The organism is Prevotella amnii DSM 23384 = JCM 14753, from assembly GCF_000378745.1.
Taxonomy (GTDB): domain Bacteria; phylum Bacteroidota; class Bacteroidia; order Bacteroidales; family Bacteroidaceae; genus Prevotella; species Prevotella amnii.
On record NZ_KB905269.1, the window covers coordinates 98,926 to 122,718 of the forward strand.

Sequence of the window (23,793 nt, forward strand, 5' to 3'; positions counted from 1 at the left end):
TAAGCCAAAATAAAATATTACTTTTGTATCGACCAAACGGAATAATTCGTTTAATTTAAACATATAATAAAAGTTATGGTAGTAGATTACAAAAAATTAGGTCTTGTAAACACACGCGAGATGTTTAAAAAGGCTGTAGTTGGTGGTTATGCTATTCCAGCGTTCAACTTCAACAATCTTGAGCAGCTTCAGGCTATCGTTAAGGCTTCTTCAGAATTAAGATCCCCAGTTATCATTCAGGTATCTAAGGGTGCTCGTAAATATGCAAATGCTACATTGCTTCGCTATATGGCAGAGGGTGCAGTGGCATACGCTAAGGAGCTTGGTTGCAAGCATCCTGAGATTGTAGTTCACCTTGACCATGGCGATAGCTTTGAGACATGTAAAAGTTGTATCGACTCTGGTTTTTCTTCAGTAATGATTGATGGCTCTGCTCTTCCTTATGAGGAGAATGTCGCTTTAACAAAGAAGGTGGTAGACTATGCTCATCAGTTTGATGTAACTGTAGAAGGTGAGCTTGGTGTTCTTGCAGGTGTAGAGGACGATGTAGTAGCAGAGGTTTCTCACTATACAAAGCCAGAGGAGGTTGTAGATTTTGCTACCCGTACAGGTTGCGATTCGTTGGCTATCTCTATAGGTACATCACATGGTGCTTACAAGTTTACCCCAGAGCAGTGTACACGCGATCCTAAGACAGGCCGTTTAGTACCTCCTCCATTGGCATTCGATGTGTTGGCAGCTATTGAGAAGAAGCTCCCAGGCTTCCCTATCGTTCTTCATGGTTCATCTTCTGTTCCTCAGAAGTATGTTGATATTATTAATGCTCATGGTGGTAAGTTGCCAAACGCTGTAGGTATTCCAGAGGAGCAGCTACGTCGTGCAGCTAAGAGTGCAGTATGTAAGATCAATATCGATTCCGACTCTCGTTTAGCATTTACCGCTGGTGTTCGTGAGACATTTGATGAGCACCCAGAGTATTTCGATCCTCGTCAGTATTGTGGTAAGGCTCGTGAGTATATGGAAGAACTATACAAAGAGAAGATAAAAGATGTTTTAGGTTCAGACTACAAGTTGACTAATATAGATTAATAATTTTTTTATTCATTTTAATAATTAGTTTGGGTGGTAAGCTCTTTTTTAGGGTTTACCACCTTTTTTTGTTTTATAGTGATGTTATTATCCTTTTAGTATGTCTTTAAGTAGATAGGTTGCGTTTTGGTTTCGTGCCACTCCTTTTGTTATTTTGTATGAGTAAGTAATGTTATTTCCTAATTCTATTTCGAAGCAGTAGTTGTGAAAGCGTTTATCTGTTTCCATTTTAGATAGTTCTAAGTCGTGTGTAGCAATGATGCCTGTAACATTTCTTTTAGCTACATATTCTAAGAATAGTCGTGAGCCGTTAAGTTTGTCAAGCGAGTTAGTGCCTTTAAGTATTTCGTCTAAAATGATGAGGTTTGGCATTGTTGGCTGTAGAGATGATATGAGAAGTTTTAGTCGGAGTAGCTCAGCGTTAAAGTATGATATTCCTTTAGCAAGGTCATCTGTAGTGCGCATACTTGTAAAGAGGTGGAAAATAGATACTGTTAGGCTATCTGCAAAGACCGGTAGTCCGTTCATAGCCAGTATATAGTTAATGCCTATAGTGCGTAGGAAGGTGCTTTTGCCTGCCATGTTAGCTCCTGTTATTATGTAATATGATAGTGGCTCTATGTAAAAATTGTTTTTTACAGCATTTTCTCCTAAGAAAGGGTGATATATGTTATCAGCTTTAAACACTACTTCTTTGCTCTGTACGATGTTGGCATCGGTGGCTTTGTCTTCATTTAGTCTGAAGTTTGCCATACTTATCAAAGCGTCAAAGGTGCTGACGTCATTTATCCAGCTTTCAGTGTTTAGCTTAATGTTAGCTTGTAAGTTAGCAAAGGAGCATAATATAGAAAGGTCTGTTAGCTTTAGTGTGTTTAGTAGTACCACTCCAAACTCATTACTTCTACCATCTATCTTTTGTAAAAGTCTCTGTATACATTCAAAAGCCTTCAAAGCCCCGATAAGGTGTGTTTTTATTTGTTTTAGTTCTTCAGCTTTGTCTGTATTAACATTTTCTATGAGGCGTATTATCCTAAGGTAGCTGTTTGTGTTGTTTAGTATGCCTTGTAAGGCGTTGTTGACGAGCTTTATATAGCGGTAGGAAGCGAAAAAGGACACACAAAAGTTAGTTACCGCCCAAGTAATAGGTATGGAAAAAGAGCAATATCCCATGAATGAGCATAGTATAGCGATGTAGAAGCCCACTAAGCTAATGCGTCTTAGCCATGTAAAGGGTGTAAAAGAAAAGAGGCGTGGTACGTTTATCTGGCTTATTTTTTCTAACATCATCTTTATAGCGTTAGTATCTATGGTTTTTGATGCTCCTATGGCTTTAAACTGTGTGATAAGAGGCTCATCGGCAGATAGTGTTTTTATGCTTAGTGTTCGTTGTTTTATTTGTTTTATTTTTGATATTTTGTTACTTTCGGTGTTTTCTTCAGCAAGGCATGCTGCTAAATAATCGGCTCCTGTGGTAGTAATACATCTGTTTATGCGTTGGAAGAGTGATTGATTTCCAAAGATGTCTATGTTAAGCGTAAAGGGGTGGTTGGCATCTATATATTTGTTACCTTGGTCAAAGCATGAGAAGTCTCCGTTAAAATAATCCACTTCTTGCTGATATGTCTTTTTTAGAGAGGTAAGGTTTTCTATATTTTCAGAGTTTTTCCCGTCATAATAGCGTGTTAATATATATAGAGCCAAGCATATCCCACTTCCTAATAAGTTCCATAAGCTGTTGGTATATAATATGTATAATACTATAAAAGCTATTATGCCGATAAATGTAGTTATCTCGCAAATGATGTAAGAGGTGTTTTTTGCTTTTAAGCTCGTTATGTTTTCTTTTAGCTTAAGTATTTGCTCTTTATAGTAAGCATTTAATGTTTTGTTCATAATTTTAATGAGTTTAAAAGATTTTTATAGCCTAAATGAGGTTATGGCTTTGTTTTCTTTTCTGTTTTCTTATCGGCATATATCTTGCCTTTGTAGTTTTGTAATATCCCTTTAAGGTTTTCTTGCAAAGATAAGCAATTTTTTCTTCATAATAAGCTAATATTGTTTTAGTATATAATCATTTCTATTGCTGATAGCTTAAAGGTTTTCTATATAAGCCCCTCCCTTTTCGCTTAGTATGGTTTGTTTATGTAAAAGACGAGTGAACAGGTTTTAGAGCATCAAGGTTAGGTGAAAAAAGCGTTAAAACTTATAGTTTTCTTATCTGTCATAGTTTCTTTAAATTTCAACAAAAATATAAAATAAAGGTTTGTATTATCCTGCTTAGGTTGCATTAGTGATATTTTTTTTGTTATTTTGCGTCATAATTATCTTTTTTATGAATACTAATAAGTGTTTTTTGTAAAGGTAAGGGCATGTTTTTTTTTGATAAAATTCTTGGTGGTTCAATTTTTATTAGATACATTTGTTGCATCATTTTGACATAGTGATATAACTAACATAAACAATAAAAATATAAGCTACTATGGAAGTCAAAAAAATTATGCAAGGCTTGGAACAAAAGCATCCAGGCGAGTCAGAGTACTTACAAGCAGTACAAGAGGTCTTAGAATCGATAGAAGAGGTTTATAACCAGCACCCAGAGTTTGAAAAAGCTAAGATTATAGAGAGAATGGTGGAGCCGGATCGTATATTTACATTCCGTGTAACATGGATAGACGATGCAGGTAAAGTGCAGACAAATCTTGGTTATAGGGTTCAGTTTAATAGTGCGATAGGTCCTTATAAGGGTGGTTTGCGCTTCCATAAGGCAGTAACTCCTTCTATGCTTAAGTTCTTAGGTTTTGAGCAAACCTTTAAGAATGCTCTAACAACGTTACCAATGGGTGGCGGTAAGGGTGGTTCCGACTTTGATCCTGTAGGCAAATCAGATGCAGAAATTATGCGTTTTTGCCAAGCCTTCATGTTAGAGTTGCGCCATAATATAGGTCCAGATCAGGATATTCCTGCAGGCGATGTTGGTGTAGGTGGTCGTGAGATAGGTTACCTTAACGGTATGTATCAGAAGCTTACGCGTAGATATCACACAGGAGTATTAACAGGTAAGGGTATTACGTGGGGAGGATCTTTCTTCCGTCCTGAGGCTACTGGTTACGGTGCTCTTTATTTTGCTCAGCACATGTTAAAGAAAGCTGGTAAGGAGATAAAGGGAAAGAAGATTGCTCTTTCTGGTTTTGGTAATGTAGCATGGGGTGCTGCTTTAAAGACTTTGGAGTTAGGTGGTAAGGTTGTAGCTATTTCTGGTCCTGATGGTGTTTGCGAATTCCCAGAGGGTATTACAACAGAGATGATAGACTATATGCTTGAAATGCGTGCTTCTAATCGTAATAAGGTAGAGGATATGGCTACTAAGTTCCCAGACAAGGTTAAGTTTACTGCAGGTAAGAAGTCTTGGAGCGTGCCTTGTGATATTGCTTTGCCATGTGCTTTCCAAAATGAGTTAAGTGAAGACGATGCAAAGGAGCTTAAAGCAAATGGTTGCTGGTGCTGCTGCGAGGTTTCTAACATGGGCTGTCAGCCTGGTGCCATTCATTTCTTCCAAAAGAATGGTGTGCTATTTGCTCCCGGTAAAGCAGTAAATGCAGGTGGAGTAGCCACTTCTGGCCTTGAAATGACACAGAATGCAGCTCATTTAAACTGGGCTCCTGCAGAGGTAGATGCTAAGCTACACTGGATAATGGAGAGCATTCATGAGCAGTGTGTTAGGTTTGGTACACAGCCTGATGGTACTGTAGACTATGTAAAGGGTGCTAATATAGCAGGCTTTATGAAGGTGGCTGAGGCAATGCTTGAGCAAGGTGTTATATAAAAAGTTCTCTCCTGTCCCCCTCTCTTAAAAGTATGAGGGGGCATTTATTTAAGGAGAGAATGGGAAATAATATGTTATGAAAAAAATCAGATCTCTCTTAATATTAATAATGTTATTTATAGGCTTTATCACTTCTACCCATTGCAAAGGGCAAACAAGTGGTAAAGCCTCTTATTATAGTAATAACCTTCATGGCAGAAGGATGAGTAATGGGCAGGTTTATAATAAGAATGATTTTACTTGTGCTCATAGAACGCTCCCTTTTGGTACTCGTTTAAAGGTAACAAATCCCAGAAGTGGTAAAACCATTACTGTGCGTGTTGCCGACCGTGGTCCTTTTGTGCGTGGGCGTATAATAGATCTTTCTTATGCAGCAGCTCGGGCTTTGGGTATAATATCGAGTGGTGTAGGATATGTGCGTATCGAGGTGATGCGAAATAAGACAGAGATACCTTATCCAAGTCCGGATATAGATAAGACTATAGAGGTGCCAGAGGTGGAATATGGCTTAGCAGGAGTATGTTATGAGTTTATTCCAGAATGGGAAAAGGCTAAAGACGATAAGCCTGAAGAGGTGGAGCGTAAGGTGAATACTAAAGGCTTATCACGGAAGGCTGCTGTAAGCTATAATAAAAACAAGGCGTTTAGACGGTATCAGCAGCAAGAAACAATGAAAAGTTCTTCGAAAGAAGGAGCAAGTAAGTCGTGGACAGACTTCTTTAATAAGATAAAAAATGGTGTAACAGGTATATTTGAATAGATAGTGTTCCCTATATATGTGTTATATAGGGATAATGGTATATTACACCTAAGAGGAAGCTACTACATAGCTTAGTATTCTTACTCTTCTAAACGTTTAAAAGCCTTAGGCAGGTAATTAATAATATCGCTTGCTATAAGGCTTTCTTTCCCTATCTCTTTAGCTGCTAAGTCGCCTGCTAATCCGTGCAAGTACATACCTACCAAAGATGCGCTCTTTTGAGAATATCCGCGTGCTAAGAGGGCTGTGATGATACCTGTTAATACATCTCCACTGCCTGCTGTAGCCATACCGCTATTACCAGTACTATTAAATATTACCTTACCATTAGGTAAGCATAACGCACTGTGATGGCCCTTTAATATGATGTATCCCTGAAGAGATTTAGCAAGATCGGATGCTCGCATTAACCGTTCATAGTCGTTGTTAGTAGGTACTCCTGATAGGCGGTCGAACTCTTTTGGGTGAGGAGTCATGATAATGCCTTTTGGAAGTTGCTGCATCCATGTACGGTGGTTTGCTAATAAGTTTAGAGCATCAGCATCAACAATAATCGGACATTGTGCTTTTCTTATTTGAGATATTAAGGCAATGGCAGTGTTTTCTAAAACTCCTATTCCAGGACCTATAGCTAAAGCATCAAAACCATCAGTATCGATAGGTTCTGAGAAGACAGTTTCCTCGTGGTCAAGGTGTACAATGGCCTCTGGCACTGCTGTTTGCATTATAGCATAGTTAGCTTTTGGCGAATGTACCGTGGCTTTACCCACGCCTGCTCTTAGGCAAGCACGTGATGCAAGGATAGCTGCTCCTGCCATACCATAGCTTCCTGCTATTATAAGGGCATTGCCCATAGTGCCTTTATGGGCAAAATCGTCTCGCGAAAGTAATAGTGGCCTAATCTCATTTTCTTCTATAATGGAAAATCTTGCATCTTTTGTTTTGATAAAATCCTTATTAAGACGTATATCAAGTATCTTTACTTCTCCTAAAAAAGTTTGATTATCACCAAATAAGAATGATAGTTTAGGCTGATGAAAGGTTAATGTGAGGTGTGCATGGATAATATTAGCTCTCACACTATATGAGTTGTCTTCAGCCAATAAGCCTGAGGGTATGTCGATACTTACAATTTTTGCAGGACTTTGGTTGATATATTTTATTAAAGAAGCAAAGCCTCCAGCTAAAGGTTTGTTAAGTCCTATACCAAACAAGCCATCTATTACTAAAGTGTTTTCAGTCAGTTCGGGAGGGTCGAACTGCGTTGTTACTTCTACAAAGTCTTTAGCCGCCTTGCTATTAAGTAGTTGTAGCTTGTTAGCTTGACAGTCTTCTGAAAGCTTTTCGCTAATATTGAAGAGAAAGGTATTAACCTTATATCCAAGTGTAGCAAGCATACGAGCCACGGCTAAGGCATCTCCGCCATTATTTCCAGGGCCTGCAAAGACTACTATAGGTGTTATATTACTCCAACGCTCTGTAATGGTGTTAGTAACAGCTTTAGCAGCGCGCTCCATAAGATTTATAGATTTGATATTTTCCCTTTCTATGGTATATCTATCTAACTGATGTATTTGAGTACTTGTAAATATCTTCATATAATCGCAAAATTACTAAAATAATGTTTTCTAATAGGATAGTTTGTCATTATTTTCGTAATTTTGCAAAAAATAAATATTTAAGTAGAATGAGCCGAGTAACTATTTTAGATAAAACATTTGATATATCTATTCCAGAAGCAGAGATTTTAAAACAGGTAAAGCGTGTTGCGGAACAGATAAATAAAGATATGAATGGCAAAAATCCGCTTTTTCTTGCAGTGTTAAACGGTTCGTTTGTGTTTGCAGCTGATTTATTTCGCTTCATAACCATACCGAGTGAGATTTCTTTCGTGAAGTTAGCATCTTATGAAGGGACTGTTTCTACAGGAAAGATAAAGGAAGTGATAGGTTTGAACGAAGATATTAGTGGCCGTGATGTTATTATAGTGGAAGATATTGTAGACACAGGCTCTACAATGAAGCGTATGTTAGAAACGTTGGGCACACGTAATCCTCGTAGTTTGCATATCTGTACATTGCTTCTTAAGCCCGGTAAGCTGTCAGTGCCATTGAATGTGGAGTATGTTGCTATGGAAATACCTAACGACTTTATAGTGGGGTATGGTTTGGATTATGATCAGCAAGGTAGGAATTTAAGAGATATATATACATTAGTACAAGAATAATGAAAAATATTGTAATTTTTGGTGCTCCCGGTGCTGGTAAAGGTACTCAGAGCGACAAGATGATTGAGGAGTATGGGTTTGGTCATATCTCTACAGGAGATGTGCTTCGTAGTGAGATTAAGAAAGGTACAGAATTAGGCAAGACGGCTAAAGGGTATATAGATAACGGCCAGTTAATACCTGATGAGCTTATGGTAGACATTCTTGCAAGTGTTTATGATACATTTGGCAAAGATCATAAGGGTGTCATCTTTGATGGTTTCCCACGTACTATATCACAGGCAGAGTCGTTAAAAGCAATGCTTGCAGAGCGTGGTCATAAGATAGCTGCAATGATAGAGCTATTTGTTCCCGAGGAGGAGCTTATGAAGCGTTTATTACTTCGTGGCGAGCAGAGTGGTCGTTCTGATGATAATGAAGAAACTATAAAGAAGCGTTTAAAAGTTTATAACACACAAACATCTCCTCTTATAGATTGGTATGAAGGTGAAAATATTCATCATCATGTAGAAGGGTTAGGTTCTATTGATGATATTTTCGAAAGAGTTAAAGCAGTTATAGACTCACTATAAAAATAATACTGGATAGATATTGAGAGGTGAGAGTAAAGGATTATATTCCAGAACGCTCTATCCTCTCATTTTTTTTTATTATATAAGAATATATTTTTTATTTATTCTTTTTTTATTTCCTTTTTTATGGCGGACTCAAACTTTGTAGATTACGTTAAAATATATTGTCGTTCTGGCAAGGGTGGTAGAGGTTCGATGCATTTGCGTCATGTGAAGTATAATCCCAATGGCGGCCCTGATGGTGGCGATGGTGGTAAAGGTGGCAGTGTTTACCTACGTGGTAATCATAATTATTGGACCTTGCTTCATTTAAAGTTTCAGCGTCATATCTATGCTGAGCATGGAGGTAATGGTGGCAGGGATAAGTGTCATGGCACAGATGGTAAAGATGTATATATTGATGTGCCATGTGGCACAGTAGTATATGACGCCGAAACGGGTAAGTTTGTTTGTGATGTTACATACGATGGGCAAACAGTATTGTTATTAAAAGGTGGTCGTGGAGGATTAGGTAATTTCCAGTTTCGCACTTCTACTAATCAAGCTCCGCGTTACGCTCAGCCAGGAGAACCTATGCAGGAGATGACGGTTATAATGGAATTGAAGCTCTTAGCTGATGTTGGTTTGGTGGGTTTTCCTAACGCAGGGAAATCGACATTACTGTCTTCTCTGTCTTCTGCTAAGCCAAAGATAGCTAATTATCCATTTACAACCATGGAGCCTTCATTAGGAATTGTTAGCTATCGAGATCATCATAGTTTTGTAATGGCAGATATACCTGGAATTATAGAGGGGGCAAGTGAAGGGCGTGGCTTAGGTCTTCGTTTCCTCCGGCATATAGAACGTAATTCTCTTTTGCTTTTTATGGTACCTGGTGATACTGATGATATAAAAAAAGAGTATGAGGTTTTACTTAATGAGTTAAAGCAGTTTAATCCGGAAATGATAGATAAGCATAGAGTTCTTGCGATAACAAAGAGCGACTTGTTAGATGAAGAGCTTATCGAAATGCTTCAAGAAACGTTGCCAAAAGATCTTCCTGTAGTGTTTATTTCAGCTGTAACAGGACAAGGAATAGAAGAATTAAAAGATATTCTATGGAAAGAATTAAACTCTGAAAGTAATAAGTTGCGTGAGATTACTTCAGAAGATACTCTTGTGCATCGTGATAAAGACATGATGTGTTTTGTTGAAGAGTTACAGGCAGAAGGAGCCGATTTTGATGAAACGGAAGATAGAGAAGATACTGAAGAAATAGACGAGTTAGACGATTTTGAGTATACAGATGAGTAAACCTTTATTACATTATTATAATATATCTTCGGAAGTTGTTGCTTTTTCCACTACACGGCATGGCGGAAAAAGTAAAGGAACCTTTGGCACTCTTAATATAAATGCTTATCGTGGAGACGACCCAATAGCTGTAGAGGCTAATTTAGAGGCTGTTGCCAAAGAGGTAAATGTGCCTAAAGAAAGAATTATTCGTCAGCATCAGGTGCATGGTACCGATAGCAGAATGATAGCAGAAGAGTTTTTCTTATTGCCTACAGAGGTAAAAAAGCAGATTCTTGAAGGATCAGATGCTTTGCTAACTGATGTACAAGGTGTTTGTATAGGTGTGCATACTGCCGATTGTGTACCTGTGTTGTTATATGATACTGTTCATCATGCAGCTGCTGCTATACATGCAGGTTGGCGAGGAACAGTAAAGCATATAGTAAGGAAGACTATCTACTCTATGATGAATGTTTATAATACTGCCCCTAAATACTTAAAGGCTGTTATTGGACCATGTATATCTTTAAAGAATTTTGAGGTTGGTCAGGAAGTGTATAACCAGTTTGCTGAGGCTAATTTCGATATGGATAAGGTTAGTAAGTTTTATGAAAAGTGGCATATTAACCTGCCTTTAGCTAATGAGTATGAGCTTCTTTCCTTGGGGGTGAAACCTAATAATATATTCCAGTCGGGAATATGTACTTATGATAACTATGAAGATTATTTTTCGGCAAGACGTATAAAAGAAAATTTCGGCACGATTTATACCGGTATTATATTAAAGAAGTAGGGTTTTTATCTGAAAAGCCTACTTCTTTAATTAAGTTGTAGCAGAAAAATAAGTGTGTTTTCTTATTTGTGTCTATTGGCTCTTGCTTGCCGATATTTTGCTTTTTGTTTAGCACTACCAGAGCCATGTGCCCCTGTAATATATTTCTTTTTCTTTGCTTTTGTCTTTATTTTATTGTCATCTTGCTTGTTTTTATAAGTTTTTTTAAAGGTAATACCTCCTTCTATTATCTTATCTATATCTTCCATTTGTTGCAATTAAAGTGTTTTTTTATTAATGATGAAATAACCTTACTCCTGTAAATGCCATTGTGATACCATATTTATCACAAGTATCAATAACGTTGTCATCGCGCACGCTTCCTCCTGCTTGTGCAATAAATTCTACTCCACTTTTATGTGCTCGTTCTATATTGTCTCCAAATGGGAAGAAAGCGTCTGATCCGAGTGATACTCCTGTGTTTTTGGCTATCCATTCCTTACGCTCTTCACGAGTTAAAGGCTCTGGCTTCTTTGTGAAGAATTTTTGCCAAACACCTTCTTGTAGTATGTCTTCATATTCATCAGATATATATACATTGATAGTGTTGTCGCGATCGGCTCTGCGAATATTATCTTTAAAAGGTAGGTTTAAAACCTTTTGACATTGTCTTAGCCACCATTCATCGGCTTTGTTACCAGCTAATCGTGTGCAGTGTATACGACTTTGTTGCCCTGCTCCTATACCTATAGCTTGCCCGTCCTTAACATAACATACAGAGTTGCTTTGTGTATATTTAAGTGTTATTAGTGCTATGGTAAGATCTCTGATAGCTTCGGGTGTGAAATGTTTTGCTTTAGTAGGTATTTTTTCAAATAGAGTAGGGTCGTCTAACCTTATTTCGTTCCTACCTTGCTCGAAAGTAATGCCAAAAACTTGTTTGTGTTCGATGGGTGCAGGCTTGTAACTTGGGTCTATTTTTATAATATTATAGGTGCCTTTACGTTTGTTTTTAAGTATCTTTAATGCTTCAGGTGTGTAGCCTGGAGCAATAACTCCATCGCTTACTTCTCTTTTTATGAGCAATGCTGTAGCTTCATCACAGGTGTCGCTAAGTGCACAGAAATCGCCATAAGAGCACATTCTGTCTGCTCCACGTGCTCGTGCATAGGCATTTGCTAAAGGAGTAAGCTCAAAGTCGATATCATTAACGAAATAAATCTTTTTAAGAATATCGCTAAGAGGCATTCCTATAGCAGCTCCTGCAGGACTAACATGTTTGAATGATGCTGCTGCCGGCATTCCTGTCGCGGCTTTTAGTTCTTTTACCAGCTGCCAGCTGTTAAGCGCATCAAGCAAATTGATATAGCCAGGCTTGCCATTAAGAACTTCAATAGGGAGATTGCCTTCCTCAATATATATACGTGAAGGCTTCTGATTAGGATTGCATCCGTATTTGAGTGCTAATTCTTTCATATCGCTTATGTATGGAATATGTTTATAACTGCTTACAAAGTTACTATTTTTCTAATTAATTATCTTATTTCTCATTAAAGGAAATAGAATATTGTGTATATTAAAAAATGTTTTGTAACTTTGCTTTAGTATAAATTGTTATTTTTTTTAATATGAAAGTATTACATACAGATGAGGCTCCTGCAGCAGTGGGGCCTTACAGTCAGGCTATTGAAGCAAATGGATTGGTTTTTTGTAGTGGTCAGTTGCCTATTGATCCAGCCACAGGAGTTTTTGTGGAAGGTGGCATAAAAGAGCAGACCTGTCAGTCGATAACTAATGCAAAAGCTGTGTTGTGTGCAGCAGGGTTAGATTTATCTAAAGTAGTTAAGACTACCGTTTATCTTTCAGACATGAGCTATTTTGCTGATATGAATGAGGTATATGCACAGTTCTTTAAAGAGCCGTTTCCCGCACGGTCGGCAATAGCAGTTAAGACCTTGCCTAAAAATGCTATGGTAGAGGTAGAATGTATAGCTGTAAGATAGGAGGCAAATACTTTAAAAAGAGGTAAATATGTATTAAGAAAAGCTTATCTTTATTGGTTTTGTTTATCTTTGTGCTTATCAATAATATTGTTTTGCTAAGTAAAAAATATGAAAAAAGGTTTTCGAGCTATTACAAATAGGATAGAAAAGTTTGCTTCGCATAGTTTGCATATGAGGCGTGAGCTTAATGAGCTTTCAGCTAAGTTTGATAAGTTGGGTATAAATTTAAGTATAAAGTCGCTTCGTAGGATATGGGATAAGAGCTTTATATTAGAGCGTCCTTCTGCAAAAACTCTTGATAGGCTTGCTTTGTTAGCAGGTTTCCAAAGCTGGACCGATCTCAAAAAAGCCTTGCATGGTGATAATGATGGCGATTTGAATTATAACGATTAGTTATATTAGAAATATAAAAAAGGCTGGGAATGTAAATTTTCCAGCCTTTTTATTTTTTTTAGTATAGAAGGATTACTCTGTTGTAACAGTTCTCTTTTCCTTGATACGAGCAGCTTTACCTGTAAGCTTACGAAGGTAGTAAAGCTTAGCACGACGTACCTTACCACGTTTGTTTACCTCGATAGAATCGATATTAGGCGATTCTATAGGGAAGATACGTTCTACACCTACAGTTCCAGACATTTTGCGGACAGTGAAACGCTTCTTTTCACCATGCCCGGAAATCTTTATTACAACGCCTCTATAAAGCTGAATACGTTGTTTGTTACCCTCAATGATTTTGTAAGCTACAGTGATAGTGTCACCGCTCTTAAACTCAGGAAACTGTTTGCCAGTAGCAAATGCTTCTTCAGCAACTTTAATTAAATCCATTTTTATTGAATGTTTAATCGTTTGTTGTATAACGCAACATAATACATGACTCGTCCATAATCAGCGGTTACGTTAAAATCGTTGCAAAGTTATAGCTTTTTTTTGGACCTTACAAGTCTTATTCCTTTTTTATGCTGTGTGCTGTTAATTATAATGGTAGGGATTGTTAGTTTTTACTTAAATTTGTTATCTTTGCAGTATAACTAAAATAAATAATATGAATAAGTTAAAGCATAGCTGTTTTTTAGCGTTATCAGTACTGTTTATAGGTACTGGTTGTGTTAGTACTCATTACGAGCTGGCAGGTCTTAAAAGGACAAGGCTTCTTGTAGATAGTCGTTATGATGTTAATCCTGATAAAGGGGCACAGCTCTTTATGGCAAAGTATAAGCATCAGGTAGATAGCATCATGGGGCCTGTAGTAGGCGAGGTAGCTCACGACATGACTGCTCATCGTCCAGAGAGCGATTTGTCTAACTTGCTTGCTGATATTATGGTATGGGGCGCACAGAAATATAATGAAAAGGTAGACTTTGGAGTTTACAACATGGGTGGCATTCGTGCGGCGTTAATACGCGGTAAGGTTACTTATGGAGATGTTCTGGATATTGCTCCTTTTGAGAATAAGATATGCTTTTTAACCTTGACGGGAGAAAAGGTGTTACAGCTTTTTCGTGAGATGGCTCATACTGGAGGTGAAGCTGTTAGTCGTGGGGTAGAATTGGTTTTCACAAAAGATCACAAGTTGAAGAGTGCTATGCTGCATGGTAAGGCAATAGATCCTAAGGCTTCTTATCGTATAGCAACTTTAGATTATCTTGCAGAAGGTAATGACAAATTAGAGGCATTTAAGGCTAAAACTAATGTTAATGCACCTTCGGCAGTAAGTAATAATACTCGCTTTATTATAATGGATTATTTTAAGGCTGCTACAGCTCAGCATAAGATAGTAGATGCTAAGCTGGAGGGTAGAATCATAGTGGAATAAAACGGAAAGTATTTTTTTAAAAGATCGTTATATAATAAGGTCTATACAGACTTCTTTATAAAGGTATAGAGGTTTGATAGGTGTTGTAAATAATAAATTGAGATTATAATGAAAGGTAGAATATTATTGCTTAGCATGCTATTTGTGGCAGCTTTTGCTTTTGGACAGAATAAGAAGTTGGTAATACTTCATACTAACGACACACATAGTCAGATTTATCCATTTAATCCTAACATGTCAGATACTCTGCGTGCTGGTCGCGGAGGCTTTGTACGTCGTGTTAATTTAGTAAAGGAAGAGCGTATGAAAAATCCAGATTTACTATTGTTTGATAGTGGAGATTTCTCACAAGGTTCGTCTTATTACACAATGTTTAAAGGAGATGTTGAGATAGGACTAATGAATCTCATGCGTTATGATGCAGCTGTGATAGGTAATCACGAGTTCGATTTCGGTATGGACAACATGATCCGACTATTTAAGAAAGCTAAATTCCCCTTTGTTTGTGCTAATTACGATTTTACAGGTACAGAGCTCGAAAAGATAGTTAAGCCATATGTTATAATAAAACGGAAGGGCTTAAAGATAGGAGTGTTTGGGTTAAGTCCGAAGATGGAAGGTCTTATATCAGAAAAAAATTATGGTACACTTAAATATATAGATCCTGTTAAGGCTGCACAAAAAGCTATAGATGAGCTTAAAGCAAAGAAATGCGACCTTATTATCTGTTTATCTCATTTAGGCTGGAATATAGAAGGAGATAATGAAATGAAGTTGATAGGGGCAACAAAAGGTATTGACATTGTCTTGGGAGGTCATTCGCATACTTTTCTTAAGAAAATGGAATATGTTAAGGACCTTAGCGGCAAGATGGTAGGTGCTGACCAAAACGGAAAGTCGGGTATATATATAGGAAGAATAGAGGTAGATATGAAAAAGGCTAATAAGTAGTTATTGAAGTTAAATATTTAAGGCTTAAACTTTAATCTTAATATACTTTTTGAGAGTGATTAACATGAGTATATGTAAGAAAAGATTAGAGTTTAAGCCTTTTTTATGCACTCTTTTATGATAGAGCTTTATTTTTATGGTGTCTAAATTCATTTAATTTAATCATCATTTTTAGGTATTTAGTTTTTTATTCGTATCTTTGCATCATCAAAAGTAGGTATAACAGACCTATTCGAGATATGAATATAAAACAATTTAAATAAATTAATTATGGCTTACGTTATTGGTGACGATTGTATTGCATGTGGTACATGTATTGATGAGTGCCCAGTAGAGGCAATTTCTGAAGGTGAGAAGTATGTAATAGACGCTGATGCTTGCACAGAGTGTGGCACATGCGCTAGTGTTTGCCCAAGTGAGGCTATTAGCCTTCCATAAGTAGGGGATATATACTTAGTTACTGTTTAAAATTCATTATAGCAGGTCTCTTTAGAGGCTTGCTATTTTTTTATATGCTAAAAAAAGCATTACTGTCCGAAGAAATGTGTACTTTAGCCCATGTTATCTAAGTTTGGGAACAAAAGCAAAGATAACAAAAAGGGCTGATACCTCGTGAGAAGTGTCAGCCCTGAATTTGTATCTTACCCAAAAGTTTAGCGGACAGTAATAATTCTCAATAGCTCCCTTTTGCCATGAGCAATATGGATCGGCGAAGTATACGGGCACGCCTAAGAACTTGGTAATGTCCTTATGTGCCGCAAATCCAGGTCCGTTGTCTGTTGTAATGGTCTTCAAAATGTCCTTGTATGGCAGCAACAGTTTCCTGACCGCCTTTGCCAGAGGCTTTGACTGCTTCCCAAATGGCAGTTTCTGCATAAGCAGCATATTGGTGGATTTCTCTACCAGTGTGAGTATAGCATGTTGGTCAGGGTCTACGATTAAGTCCATCTCAAAATCTCTGAATATCTTCCCGTCAACTTCCTTACTTCTTTCATGGATACTCAACCTGTCTTTAATTGGAAGATGTCCACACCTTGGGACGATGCCTATATTTCATCTTATGCCTTGTGTGTTTGGCAAGTTCCCGTATCATTATGAATGATATTATAAATGGATTGGTGGGACACCTTTATCCCATCATTCTTGCGCAGATAACCTGATATTTGCCGTAGAGACCACTGGCCGTTGGTGATATATTCCTTAATCCTCCAGACTAATTCGTCGGAGAGCCTGGCGTTCTTTACCGTTCTCTTTCTGCGCTGCATAGCCATATCGTGCACCTTTGTCCAAATATACTTTCCTGATGGCGTGCTGTTGCGTTTGATTTCACGTGAAAGTGTTGACTGACTGATGCCGACGATTGCGGCAATCTCTTTTCTCCCTGTTTTCTTTTGGAGTAAGGCTAAAATTTGCGACCTTTGCTCCGAGGTTAATTGATGATATTTCACAATACAAAGTTAATTAATCTTGGGGAGACAGAGGTCTCCTTTTTTTGTTTGTATTGCCGGTTGTTTTTTTTCCGGAAGAGTCCAATAGCACAAGGAAACTTTTCCAAATCTTAATTCGACTTTTGGATGTGGTTAAGAACAGATCGGATATTATGCTGGGCAATTTTGACGTGGGGTCGCACGTCCGATTGGCAGACTTTATTCTCGATCTTATTCACGCATCGGAAGGTAGTCTGCTTATGTCCTCGTCCCATAACACCAATTTGATAGATATCAAGAGGCTAAATCGTCTTTATCAATAAGTCAGAAGATGGAGTCATCGAAGTATATTCTCTGTATGATTTCAAGGATTTCCGAGAGAACATAGAGGCGGAAAAAAGGTATGTTCACGACTGTTGTTTCTGTTATTCATCAAAGGCTGTTATCATGGATAAGTTTATGTTGGTACAAGTAATGCTTGTCTAATCCGCACAAAATGATTATCTTTGTACTCGTTGGTTGACTTAAGGACGCATATGCCTGTATTGTAGGTTTCTGTTGGAAAGATAAAGATTCTGTAACATCCGCACATGTTGTGCCTTTTGTTGTTATCTGGGCGAAGTGGCTTTGTCGCTGCCTTGCATCGTTTCGCATCATCATCATGTAATATAATGATATGTATAATGTTTGCGTATTTAATAAATTGTCGAATTAATTCATCCATTAAGTATGATACCACAAATTCTCATTGTAGAAGATGAACAAAGAGTTGCAGATTTGCTGAAGGTGGGTATAGAGGAACACGGTTACGAGGTAATGGTGGCCTATGACGGAATGATGGGTTTGCAGCTCTTCAATAAGTATGACTTCAAATTGATAATATCCGACATCATCCTTCCAAAACTTGATGGATTTGATTTATGCAAGGAGATACGGACGAAAAACAAACATGTGCCTATTCTCATGCTGACTGCTTTGGGTACTACTGATGATAAATTAGAGGGATTTGACGTGGGGGCGGATGATTACATGGTAAAACCTTTCGACTTGCGTGAACTTGTGGCGCGCATGAAGGTATTGTTGAAGCGCAACAGCAGCCAGATATACGAAAGTGAGGGGAATGCGGTTGACATCGTTTATGCTGACTTACAAATAAACCCTAATCTGCATGAATGTAAACGAGGTGGTGTCGCCATTAAACTAACGCCTAAGGAATATAACTTATTGAAATATATGATGCTGCATGCCGATAGAATTATCCCAAGAACAGAAATTGCGGAAAAGGTTTGGGGCACTCATTTTGACACCGGCACGAACTTTATAGATGTGTACATCAATTATCTAAGAAAAAAAATAGACCGGAGTTTTCCCGTAAAGCTCATACATACCAAGCCTGGCATAGGTTTTGTGCTGACTGATAAGCATGTTTTATGAAAATACGTACTGCTCTAACTTTAAAATATACAGCTATAACGGCAACCGTATTCTTGTTGTGCTTGACCATGGTCTATCTCTTGAGTGAACAAGCGCGTAGCGAGACTTTCTTCAGGCGGTTGCGGAGTGAGGCTGTGACCAAGGCGCATTTGTTCTTGGCAGGACAGACTGATGCCAAAACCATGCAATCTATTTACCTTAATAACCGTAAGTTTATTGATGAAGTAGAGGTGGCGGTATATACTCCGAAGTTCAAGATGCTTTACCACGATGCCATACAAAGCGACATTGTTAAAGAAACACCTGACATGATACGGGCAATTTTGCATCAGAAGCAAATAGCCTTTTACGAGGGTGCTTATCAGAGCATTGGCATGATATATCGCTTCAAGGGAAAGTCATACGTCATTACTGCTGCCGCCTACGATGGTTATGGATACGCCAACTTGGTTGAGTTGCGCAAAACGCTCTTTCTGTTGTTTCTCATAGGGTTGAGTCTGCTTTTTGTGGTGAGTTATCTTCTTGCCCGTTTGTCGTTGAATCCCATACGGAGAATCGTGGAAGAAGTTCAGAACATTACAGCCAAACATATAGACCGCCGTTTGTTTGTGAAATGTGCTAATGATGAGTTGGGAGAACTGGCCATAGCGTTTAATGCCTTGCTCGAACGGTTGGAAAAGTCGTTCGAAGCACAAAAAATGTTTGTCAGCAATGTTGCCCACGAGCTTCGCAATCCATTAGCAGCCATAACCACGGAGTTGGATGTGGCTTTGCAAAAACGCAGAACAGAGTTGCAGTATGTAGAAGCAATGCAAAATGTTTTGCACGATACCAAGCGCATGAGCCGGTTGATTGATGGGTTGCTCAATTTGGCAAAGGCTGACTATCAGCGTGAGCAAATCAGCATGAAAGAGGTTAGGCTTGATGAAATTCTACTTGATGTAAGAACACTTATACTCCGTAGTCATCCCGATTATAGCATAGAATTGATATTTGATGAAGAGGATAGCGATGATGAACGTTGCGTTACCGTCAATGCCAACTCTTACTTACTTAGTATCGCTTTCTCTAATCTCATAGAGAACAATTGTAAATACTCGGATAACAAGTTGTCGTCTGTTCAAATATCCTTTTGGAAAGAATGGTCTATCATTCGACTGTCTGATAGCGGGAAGGGTATGACCGACATTGACAAGAGAAATTTGTTTAACCTGTTTTATCGAGGGGAGGATGAGAAAATAGTGGAAGGACATGGGATAGGCATGGCTATTACACAAAAGATTATATTGCTGCATGGGGGCGAGATAGCAGTTCACTCACAACGAGGCTCTGGCACCACCTTCATGGTCAAGCTTTTGCACGTTTAAAACAAGGCGTGTCCTGTAAATCGGCTTTGTCAGACGTGGCACTTATTTTTTCTCCACAAAAAGAAACTGAAAGATAACAAAACGTATTTCTTGAAAATTAATTACCATATACGGTGGTAATCTATAGAAGCAACCCTATTTGTTTCTAATTAAATTTTAATATTTTTCTAATAGTTCTCTAATACCCCATATGCAAAAGTAAGATTACTTTTGCATCGCAAATGAACGAACGGAGTATAAACCCATTAAAATGTTAATAATATGTGGAAGAGAACAAAACGTGTTCACGTTTCTTTCAATGCGCCCAAGGTGTTTCAGGTTGCACGGCAGCCGGTAGATGCCGTGTTCTATTGTCTTAACACCACGACATGTGGATTGCGACAGGAAGAAGCTGAGAAACGTCAGTCTGTATATGGAAAGAACGAGGTGATACATGAACAGAAAAAGAATCCCCTAGTCACTTTTGTCAAAGCTTTTATCAATCCCTTTGTAGGCGTACTTACGGTGCTGATAGCCATATCGTTCGTGTTGGACGTGCTCACGGCGCCGCATGGCAAGCAGGATTGGACTTCTATCATTATCGTCTCAACCATGATTGTGCTGAGCGCCATCTTGCGCTTTTGGCAAGAATGGAAGGCCAACCAATCGAGTGAGGCTCTTCAAAAGCTGGTCACCAACACTTGTTACGTGCAGCGGTTGAATGACACTGGTGAGATTGCCATAGAAGACTTGGTGCCGGGCGATGTCGTGATGTTGGCGGCGGGCGACATGATACCGGCGGACATGCGTATTGTTGAGGCTAAAGATTTGTTCGTAAGTCAATCTACGTTGACGGGCGAATCAGATGCCGTGGAAAAGTTTTGCTCCATACAAGAAGAAAGCAAACATTCCAGAAGCGAGATAGAACTCGAGGATATTTGCTACATGGGCTCTAACGTGTTGAGCGGTTCCGCCAAAGGTGTCGTTTTCGCGACAGGAAACGACACCTATATAGGGACTATTGCGAAGAACGTTGTAAGGCATAGGGCAACAACAGCTTTTGACAGAGGTATCACGAAAGTGAGTATGTTGCTCATACGTTTCATGCTATTTATGGTGCCTTTCGTTTTTTTGGTCAATGGTGTCACAAAGGGCGACTGGATGCAAGCTTTCATCTTTGCCATCTCGGTTGCGGTGGGACTTACGCCAGAGATGTTACCTATGATAGTGAGCGCCAACCTATCCAAAGGGGCGTTAAAGATGTCTCGCAAAAAGACGATTGTCAAAGATTTGAACGCCATTCAGAACTTTGGCGCCATGAATGTGCTTTGCACTGACAAGACGGGCACGCTGACGCAAGACCATATCGTGTTGGAACAACATATAAATGCCGACGGAACGGAGGATGTGAATAACAGAATTTTGCGGCACGCGTATTTCAATAGCTATTTCCAGACGGGCCTTAAGAACCTCATGGATTGCGCCATCCTTTCACATGTAAAAGAGTTACAGCTTGAAACGTTGAGCGACAATTATCACAAAGTGGACGAGATACCGTTCGACTTTGTGCGCAGGCGGATGTCGGTCGTGGTAGAGGATAACAAAGGAAAACGGCAAATCATCACCAAGGGTGCCGTGGAGGAAATGCTTTCCATTTGCTCGTATGCGGAAACGGATGGAGAGGTGAAACCACTCACAGACAGCCTAAAGCAACGAGCCATGCGGATAGTGGAAGACATGAACAACAAAGGCATGCGAGTGTTAGCATTGGCCCGTAAGACTTTTTTGGATAAGGAAAATAACTTTGAGGTTGAAGACGAGTGCGAGATGGTTCTCATAGGATACCTTGCTTTTCTTGATCCGCCAAAGGAGTCTGCCGCACAAGCCATTTACGAACTTCATTCGCATGGGATAGAAATAAAGGTGTTGTCTGGAGATAATGACGCGGTGGTAAGAACTATCTCGAGACAAGTAGGTATCGATTCTACCATTATGTACACGGGAGGCGAGTTGAGAGAAATGACTGACGAGGAGAAAAGCGCGGCCGTGCAAAAGGGTACGCTCTTCGCTAAACTTACGCCCATGCAGAAAGTGGAAATTATCCAAATTTTGCAGAAACAAAACAATACGGTAGGATTCCTTGGCGATGGCATCAATGATGCCGCGGCATTGAGAGAGTCGGATGTTGGCATTTCGGTAGACTCGGCTGTTGACATAGCAAAAGAAAGTGCCGACATTATCTTACTTGAGAAAGACTTGATGGTTCTTGAAGATGGAGTGGTAGAGGGAAGAAAGACTTTCGGAAACATCATCAAATACGTCAAGATGACAGCCAGTTCTAACTTTGGCAATATGTTCAGTGTCATGGTGGCGAGCGCTTTCCTCCCTTTCTTGCCCATGTTGCCGATACATTTGCTGATACAAAATTTGCTGTACGACATTTCACAGACTACCATTCCTTTTGATCGTATGGACAAAGACTATTTGAGCAAACCACGAGTATGGGATTCTTCAGACCTCAGTCATTTCATGATACTGATAGGTCCAATCAGCTCTGTGTTCGATATCGCGACCTATGCCCTTATGTGGTGGATGTTTGGTTGCGACCGTGTGGGCATGGCATCTTTGTTTCAATCAGGCTGGTTCGTGGAAGGTCTGCTTTCGCAAACACTCATTGTTCACATGATACGCACGCGCAAAATTCCTTTTGTGCAAAGCACCGCGTCGTGGCCAGTACTCTTCATGACTTTCGCCATCATGGTTCTTGGCATTTGTATGCCCTTCACCAACTTGGGGGCTTCGATAGGTTTCACGCCGTTGCCTTGGAATTATTTTCCCTGGCTGTTGGCTATTTTGTTCTGTTATTGTTTGCTTACACAAGGTGTCAAGGTCTTATATATACGTAAATACAAAAGGTGGTTATGAAAGCAAGAGTGTTGTTATTTGTGATGGGCTGCGCCGTTCATTACATAGGACTTGCGCAAAAGGTGTCAGGGCAATATACTACCGAGTGGCAATGCGCAAAGAGCGGAAAGTGCAATCTTGTAAGTTTGCTCAGGCTGCAGGCAAGCATACCCATGGGGCGGCATTCATCCTTCGGCCTTGCGACTATTCATATAGTGAGAGCGCATGGAAACATCGTCAATGATTATCAAACGTTTTCTAACATAGAAGAAGAAAATTGTTTGGCGGCCATCGCGCTGTTGGGGTACACCAAAGAATGGGAGCGTTGCAAACTGTTTGCTGGCGTGCGAAATGTGAACGAAGATTTCTTCACCTCTGACTGTACAGCTCTTTTCACAAATAGCTCGTGTGGAATCTTTCCCACGCTGTCCGCAAGCTATCCCATCGCCAACTATCCTATGAGTGGGCTTACGCTCTTTTTTGAGGCTCATAAGGGAGCGTATAGGTTTAGGAATGCTTTATACAACGGAAGAGGATATAATGGTTGGACGCACGACAATCTGCCGTTTACGCTCAATCCTAAAAATGATGGCGTTTTTGACGTGGCAGAGTTCAAGTACAGCATTCATCACTCGTCCTATTTTGTGGGTGCGGCTTATCATTCTGCCTCGCGTGTCGCCAATATGAAGTATGGAAGTATGGCTGAGTGTCGCCAAAAGGCGAGCGCAGTTTGGTGGATATATGCCGAACAGAATGTTGGAACCTATCATGACGGAAGTCTTAACCTCATGGCTCAATATTCAGAGAACACCGACGTCAACGCGGGCTGTCATCGGTATGCCGAAATAGGATGCGTGTATAACAAAAGGAAGATGAACGCTGGAATATCCTTACAGTATGCTCATTTCAAGCAGGGAGAGGAAGGGTCGATAGAGCTGACGTGTCAAAAACAGATAAGCAAGTCTGTGAGTGTGCAGCCAGTGTTGCAATACATTAAAAACGACCAAGGCGACTTTGCTGTCGCAATGTTTCGGATGTATTGTCACTTTTAAAAATTATTACTGTCCGCTAAACATAGAAATCCTTATTCCAACTCATTGAGACAAAATAGTTCGGATGACAGCATGTTAGCGACAAGCCCCCTTATTCATTTTCTGGTACCTCTGGTGGCGATTCAGCCGCTGCTTCAAGCATGAGTTTCATGTCGGCATCTGGCATGTTGAATAAATTATTCATGTTGAGGTATTCCATAAGTACAATGCGCACCATAGTAGCCAGCCCTGAGAAACTCCACCGCCTCCGCAATGAGCTTTGCAGCAGTGACAGTAATAGATTGGCAATGAGTGTGCCCCAAATCTGTATCTTGATGGCGTTGGCACTCTCGCCATAGAAGTATC

General features: G+C 39.4%; 22 protein-coding genes and 2 pseudogenes. 17 read left to right on the plus strand and 7 right to left on the minus strand.

Annotated features, from left to right (window positions below):
* Nucleotides 1–75: 75 nt before the first annotated feature.
* A complete protein-coding gene (locus tag F596_RS0102875) occupies nucleotides 76–1,089 on the plus strand; it encodes a class II fructose-bisphosphate aldolase (RefSeq protein WP_008446732.1) in 1,014 nt (337 codons plus the stop codon).
* 87 nt (nucleotides 1,090–1,176) lie between these two features.
* Here F596_RS0102875 and F596_RS0102880 read toward each other — a convergent pair whose 3' ends face one another.
* Entirely contained in the window at nucleotides 1,177–2,982 is a 1,806-nt protein-coding gene (locus tag F596_RS0102880; RefSeq protein ID WP_019035799.1) for a MutS-related protein, read from the minus strand.
* 586 nt (nucleotides 2,983–3,568) lie between these two features.
* Between F596_RS0102880 and gdhA the strand changes: the two genes are divergently transcribed.
* Both gdhA and F596_RS0102900 read left to right on the plus strand, forming a co-directional pair.
* Nucleotides 3,569–4,912 carry an NADP-specific glutamate dehydrogenase gene (gene gdhA, locus F596_RS0102895; protein WP_008446709.1) on the plus strand — a complete coding sequence of 448 codons (1,344 nt, stop codon included), beginning with the start codon at nucleotides 3,569–3,571 and terminating at the stop codon, nucleotides 4,910–4,912.
* Nucleotides 4,913–4,988: 76 nt separating this feature from the next.
* Complete coding sequence (locus F596_RS0102900) at nucleotides 4,989–5,672, plus strand: septal ring lytic transglycosylase RlpA family protein (RefSeq protein ID WP_024992607.1); 684 nt, start codon at nucleotides 4,989–4,991, stop codon at nucleotides 5,670–5,672.
* An 80-nt stretch (nucleotides 5,673–5,752) separates the two neighbouring features.
* On the opposite strand, the gene F596_RS0102905 is transcribed toward F596_RS0102900, so the two are convergent.
* Nucleotides 5,753–7,270, minus strand: a complete 1,518-nt coding sequence (locus tag F596_RS0102905; RefSeq protein WP_019035802.1) for a bifunctional ADP-dependent NAD(P)H-hydrate dehydratase/NAD(P)H-hydrate epimerase — start codon at nucleotides 7,268–7,270, stop codon at nucleotides 5,753–5,755.
* Nucleotides 7,271–7,359: 89 nt separating this feature from the next.
* Here F596_RS0102905 and hpt point away from each other — a divergent pair, with 89 nt between their 5' ends.
* From hpt to pgeF, 4 genes are all read left to right on the plus strand, one after another.
* Complete coding sequence (gene hpt / locus F596_RS0102910; RefSeq protein WP_019035803.1) at nucleotides 7,360–7,899, plus strand: hypoxanthine phosphoribosyltransferase; 540 nt, start codon at nucleotides 7,360–7,362, stop codon at nucleotides 7,897–7,899.
* Nucleotides 7,899–8,471 (plus strand): adenylate kinase, encoded by a 573-nt coding sequence (locus tag F596_RS0102915; protein WP_008446593.1) that lies wholly within the window; start codon nucleotides 7,899–7,901, stop codon nucleotides 8,469–8,471. The genes hpt and F596_RS0102915 overlap by 1 nt, the downstream gene beginning before the upstream one ends.
* Before the next feature lie 126 nt (nucleotides 8,472–8,597).
* Nucleotides 8,598–9,764 (plus strand): GTPase ObgE, encoded by a 1,167-nt coding sequence (obgE, locus tag F596_RS0102920; protein ID WP_019035804.1) that lies wholly within the window; start codon nucleotides 8,598–8,600, stop codon nucleotides 9,762–9,764.
* Nucleotides 9,757–10,539, plus strand: a complete 783-nt coding sequence (gene pgeF / locus F596_RS0102925) for a peptidoglycan editing factor PgeF (protein ID WP_019035805.1) — start codon at nucleotides 9,757–9,759, stop codon at nucleotides 10,537–10,539. Before obgE ends, pgeF begins: the two co-directional genes overlap by 8 nt.
* Nucleotides 10,540–10,601: 62 nt before the next feature.
* On the opposite strand, the gene F596_RS0102930 is transcribed toward pgeF, so the two are convergent.
* Nucleotides 10,602–10,787: a hypothetical protein gene (locus F596_RS0102930; RefSeq protein ID WP_019035806.1), complete on the minus strand. Its 186-nt coding sequence runs from the start codon at nucleotides 10,785–10,787 to the stop codon at nucleotides 10,602–10,604.
* Nucleotides 10,788–10,812: 25 nt separating this feature from the next.
* On the minus strand, nucleotides 10,813–11,994 hold the full coding sequence (locus F596_RS0102935) for a phosphoribosylaminoimidazolecarboxamide formyltransferase (protein ID WP_008446598.1): 1,182 nt from the start codon (nucleotides 11,992–11,994) through the stop codon (nucleotides 10,813–10,815).
* Nucleotides 11,995–12,146: 152 nt separating this feature from the next.
* Here F596_RS0102935 and F596_RS0102940 point away from each other — a divergent pair, with 152 nt between their 5' ends.
* Both F596_RS0102940 and F596_RS0102945 read left to right on the plus strand, forming a co-directional pair.
* Nucleotides 12,147–12,521 carry a RidA family protein gene (locus tag F596_RS0102940; protein ID WP_008446611.1) on the plus strand — a complete coding sequence of 125 codons (375 nt, stop codon included), beginning with the start codon at nucleotides 12,147–12,149 and terminating at the stop codon, nucleotides 12,519–12,521.
* Between the two features lie 108 nt (nucleotides 12,522–12,629).
* Nucleotides 12,630–12,914 carry a hypothetical protein gene (locus F596_RS0102945; RefSeq protein WP_008446513.1) on the plus strand — a complete coding sequence of 95 codons (285 nt, stop codon included), beginning with the start codon at nucleotides 12,630–12,632 and terminating at the stop codon, nucleotides 12,912–12,914.
* Nucleotides 12,915–12,986: 72 nt separating this feature from the next.
* Here F596_RS0102945 and rplS read toward each other — a convergent pair whose 3' ends face one another.
* On the minus strand, nucleotides 12,987–13,346 hold the full coding sequence (rplS, locus tag F596_RS0102950) for a 50S ribosomal protein L19 (RefSeq protein WP_008446613.1): 360 nt from the start codon (nucleotides 13,344–13,346) through the stop codon (nucleotides 12,987–12,989).
* 217 nt (nucleotides 13,347–13,563) lie between these two features.
* Here rplS and F596_RS0102955 point away from each other — a divergent pair, with 217 nt between their 5' ends.
* The 3 genes from F596_RS0102955 to F596_RS11415 all read left to right on the plus strand — a co-directional run bounded on the left by F596_RS0102955 (nucleotide 13,564) and on the right by F596_RS11415 (nucleotide 15,723).
* Nucleotides 13,564–14,334, plus strand: a complete 771-nt coding sequence (locus F596_RS0102955; RefSeq protein WP_019035807.1) for a 5'-nucleotidase C-terminal domain-containing protein — start codon at nucleotides 13,564–13,566, stop codon at nucleotides 14,332–14,334.
* Between the two features lie 108 nt (nucleotides 14,335–14,442).
* Complete coding sequence (locus F596_RS0102960; protein ID WP_019035808.1) at nucleotides 14,443–15,285, plus strand: bifunctional metallophosphatase/5'-nucleotidase; 843 nt, start codon at nucleotides 14,443–14,445, stop codon at nucleotides 15,283–15,285.
* A 270-nt stretch (nucleotides 15,286–15,555) separates the two neighbouring features.
* Complete coding sequence (locus F596_RS11415; RefSeq protein WP_019035809.1) at nucleotides 15,556–15,723, plus strand: 4Fe-4S binding protein; 168 nt, start codon at nucleotides 15,556–15,558, stop codon at nucleotides 15,721–15,723.
* A gap of 231 nt (nucleotides 15,724–15,954) precedes the next feature.
* On the opposite strand, the pseudogene F596_RS12270 reads toward F596_RS11415, so the two are convergent.
* Nucleotides 15,955–16,733 (minus strand): annotated as a pseudogene (locus F596_RS12270) (IS30 family transposase); the annotation flags it as partial.
* A 128-nt stretch (nucleotides 16,734–16,861) separates the two neighbouring features.
* Here F596_RS12270 and F596_RS12120 point away from each other — a divergent pair.
* From F596_RS12120 to F596_RS0102995, 5 genes are all read left to right on the plus strand, one after another.
* Nucleotides 16,862–17,035: a hypothetical protein gene (locus tag F596_RS12120; protein ID WP_238292647.1), complete on the plus strand. Its 174-nt coding sequence runs from the start codon at nucleotides 16,862–16,864 to the stop codon at nucleotides 17,033–17,035.
* Between the two features lie 406 nt (nucleotides 17,036–17,441).
* Complete coding sequence (locus tag F596_RS0102980) at nucleotides 17,442–18,146, plus strand: response regulator transcription factor (RefSeq protein ID WP_008446737.1); 705 nt, start codon at nucleotides 17,442–17,444, stop codon at nucleotides 18,144–18,146.
* A complete protein-coding gene (locus F596_RS0102985; protein WP_019035810.1) occupies nucleotides 18,143–19,513 on the plus strand; it encodes a HAMP domain-containing sensor histidine kinase in 1,371 nt (456 codons plus the stop codon). The genes F596_RS0102980 and F596_RS0102985 overlap by 4 nt, the downstream gene beginning before the upstream one ends.
* Nucleotides 19,514–19,774: 261 nt before the next feature.
* On the plus strand, nucleotides 19,775–22,417 hold the full coding sequence (mgtA, locus tag F596_RS0102990) for a magnesium-translocating P-type ATPase (protein ID WP_019035811.1): 2,643 nt from the start codon (nucleotides 19,775–19,777) through the stop codon (nucleotides 22,415–22,417).
* 23 nt (nucleotides 22,418–22,440) lie between these two features.
* Entirely contained in the window at nucleotides 22,441–23,448 is a 1,008-nt protein-coding gene (locus F596_RS0102995; RefSeq protein ID WP_231551782.1) for a carbohydrate porin, read from the plus strand.
* A 91-nt stretch (nucleotides 23,449–23,539) separates the two neighbouring features.
* On the opposite strand, the pseudogene F596_RS11425 reads toward F596_RS0102995, so the two are convergent.
* Nucleotides 23,540–23,793, minus strand: a pseudogene (locus tag F596_RS11425) (IS4 family transposase); the annotation flags it as partial.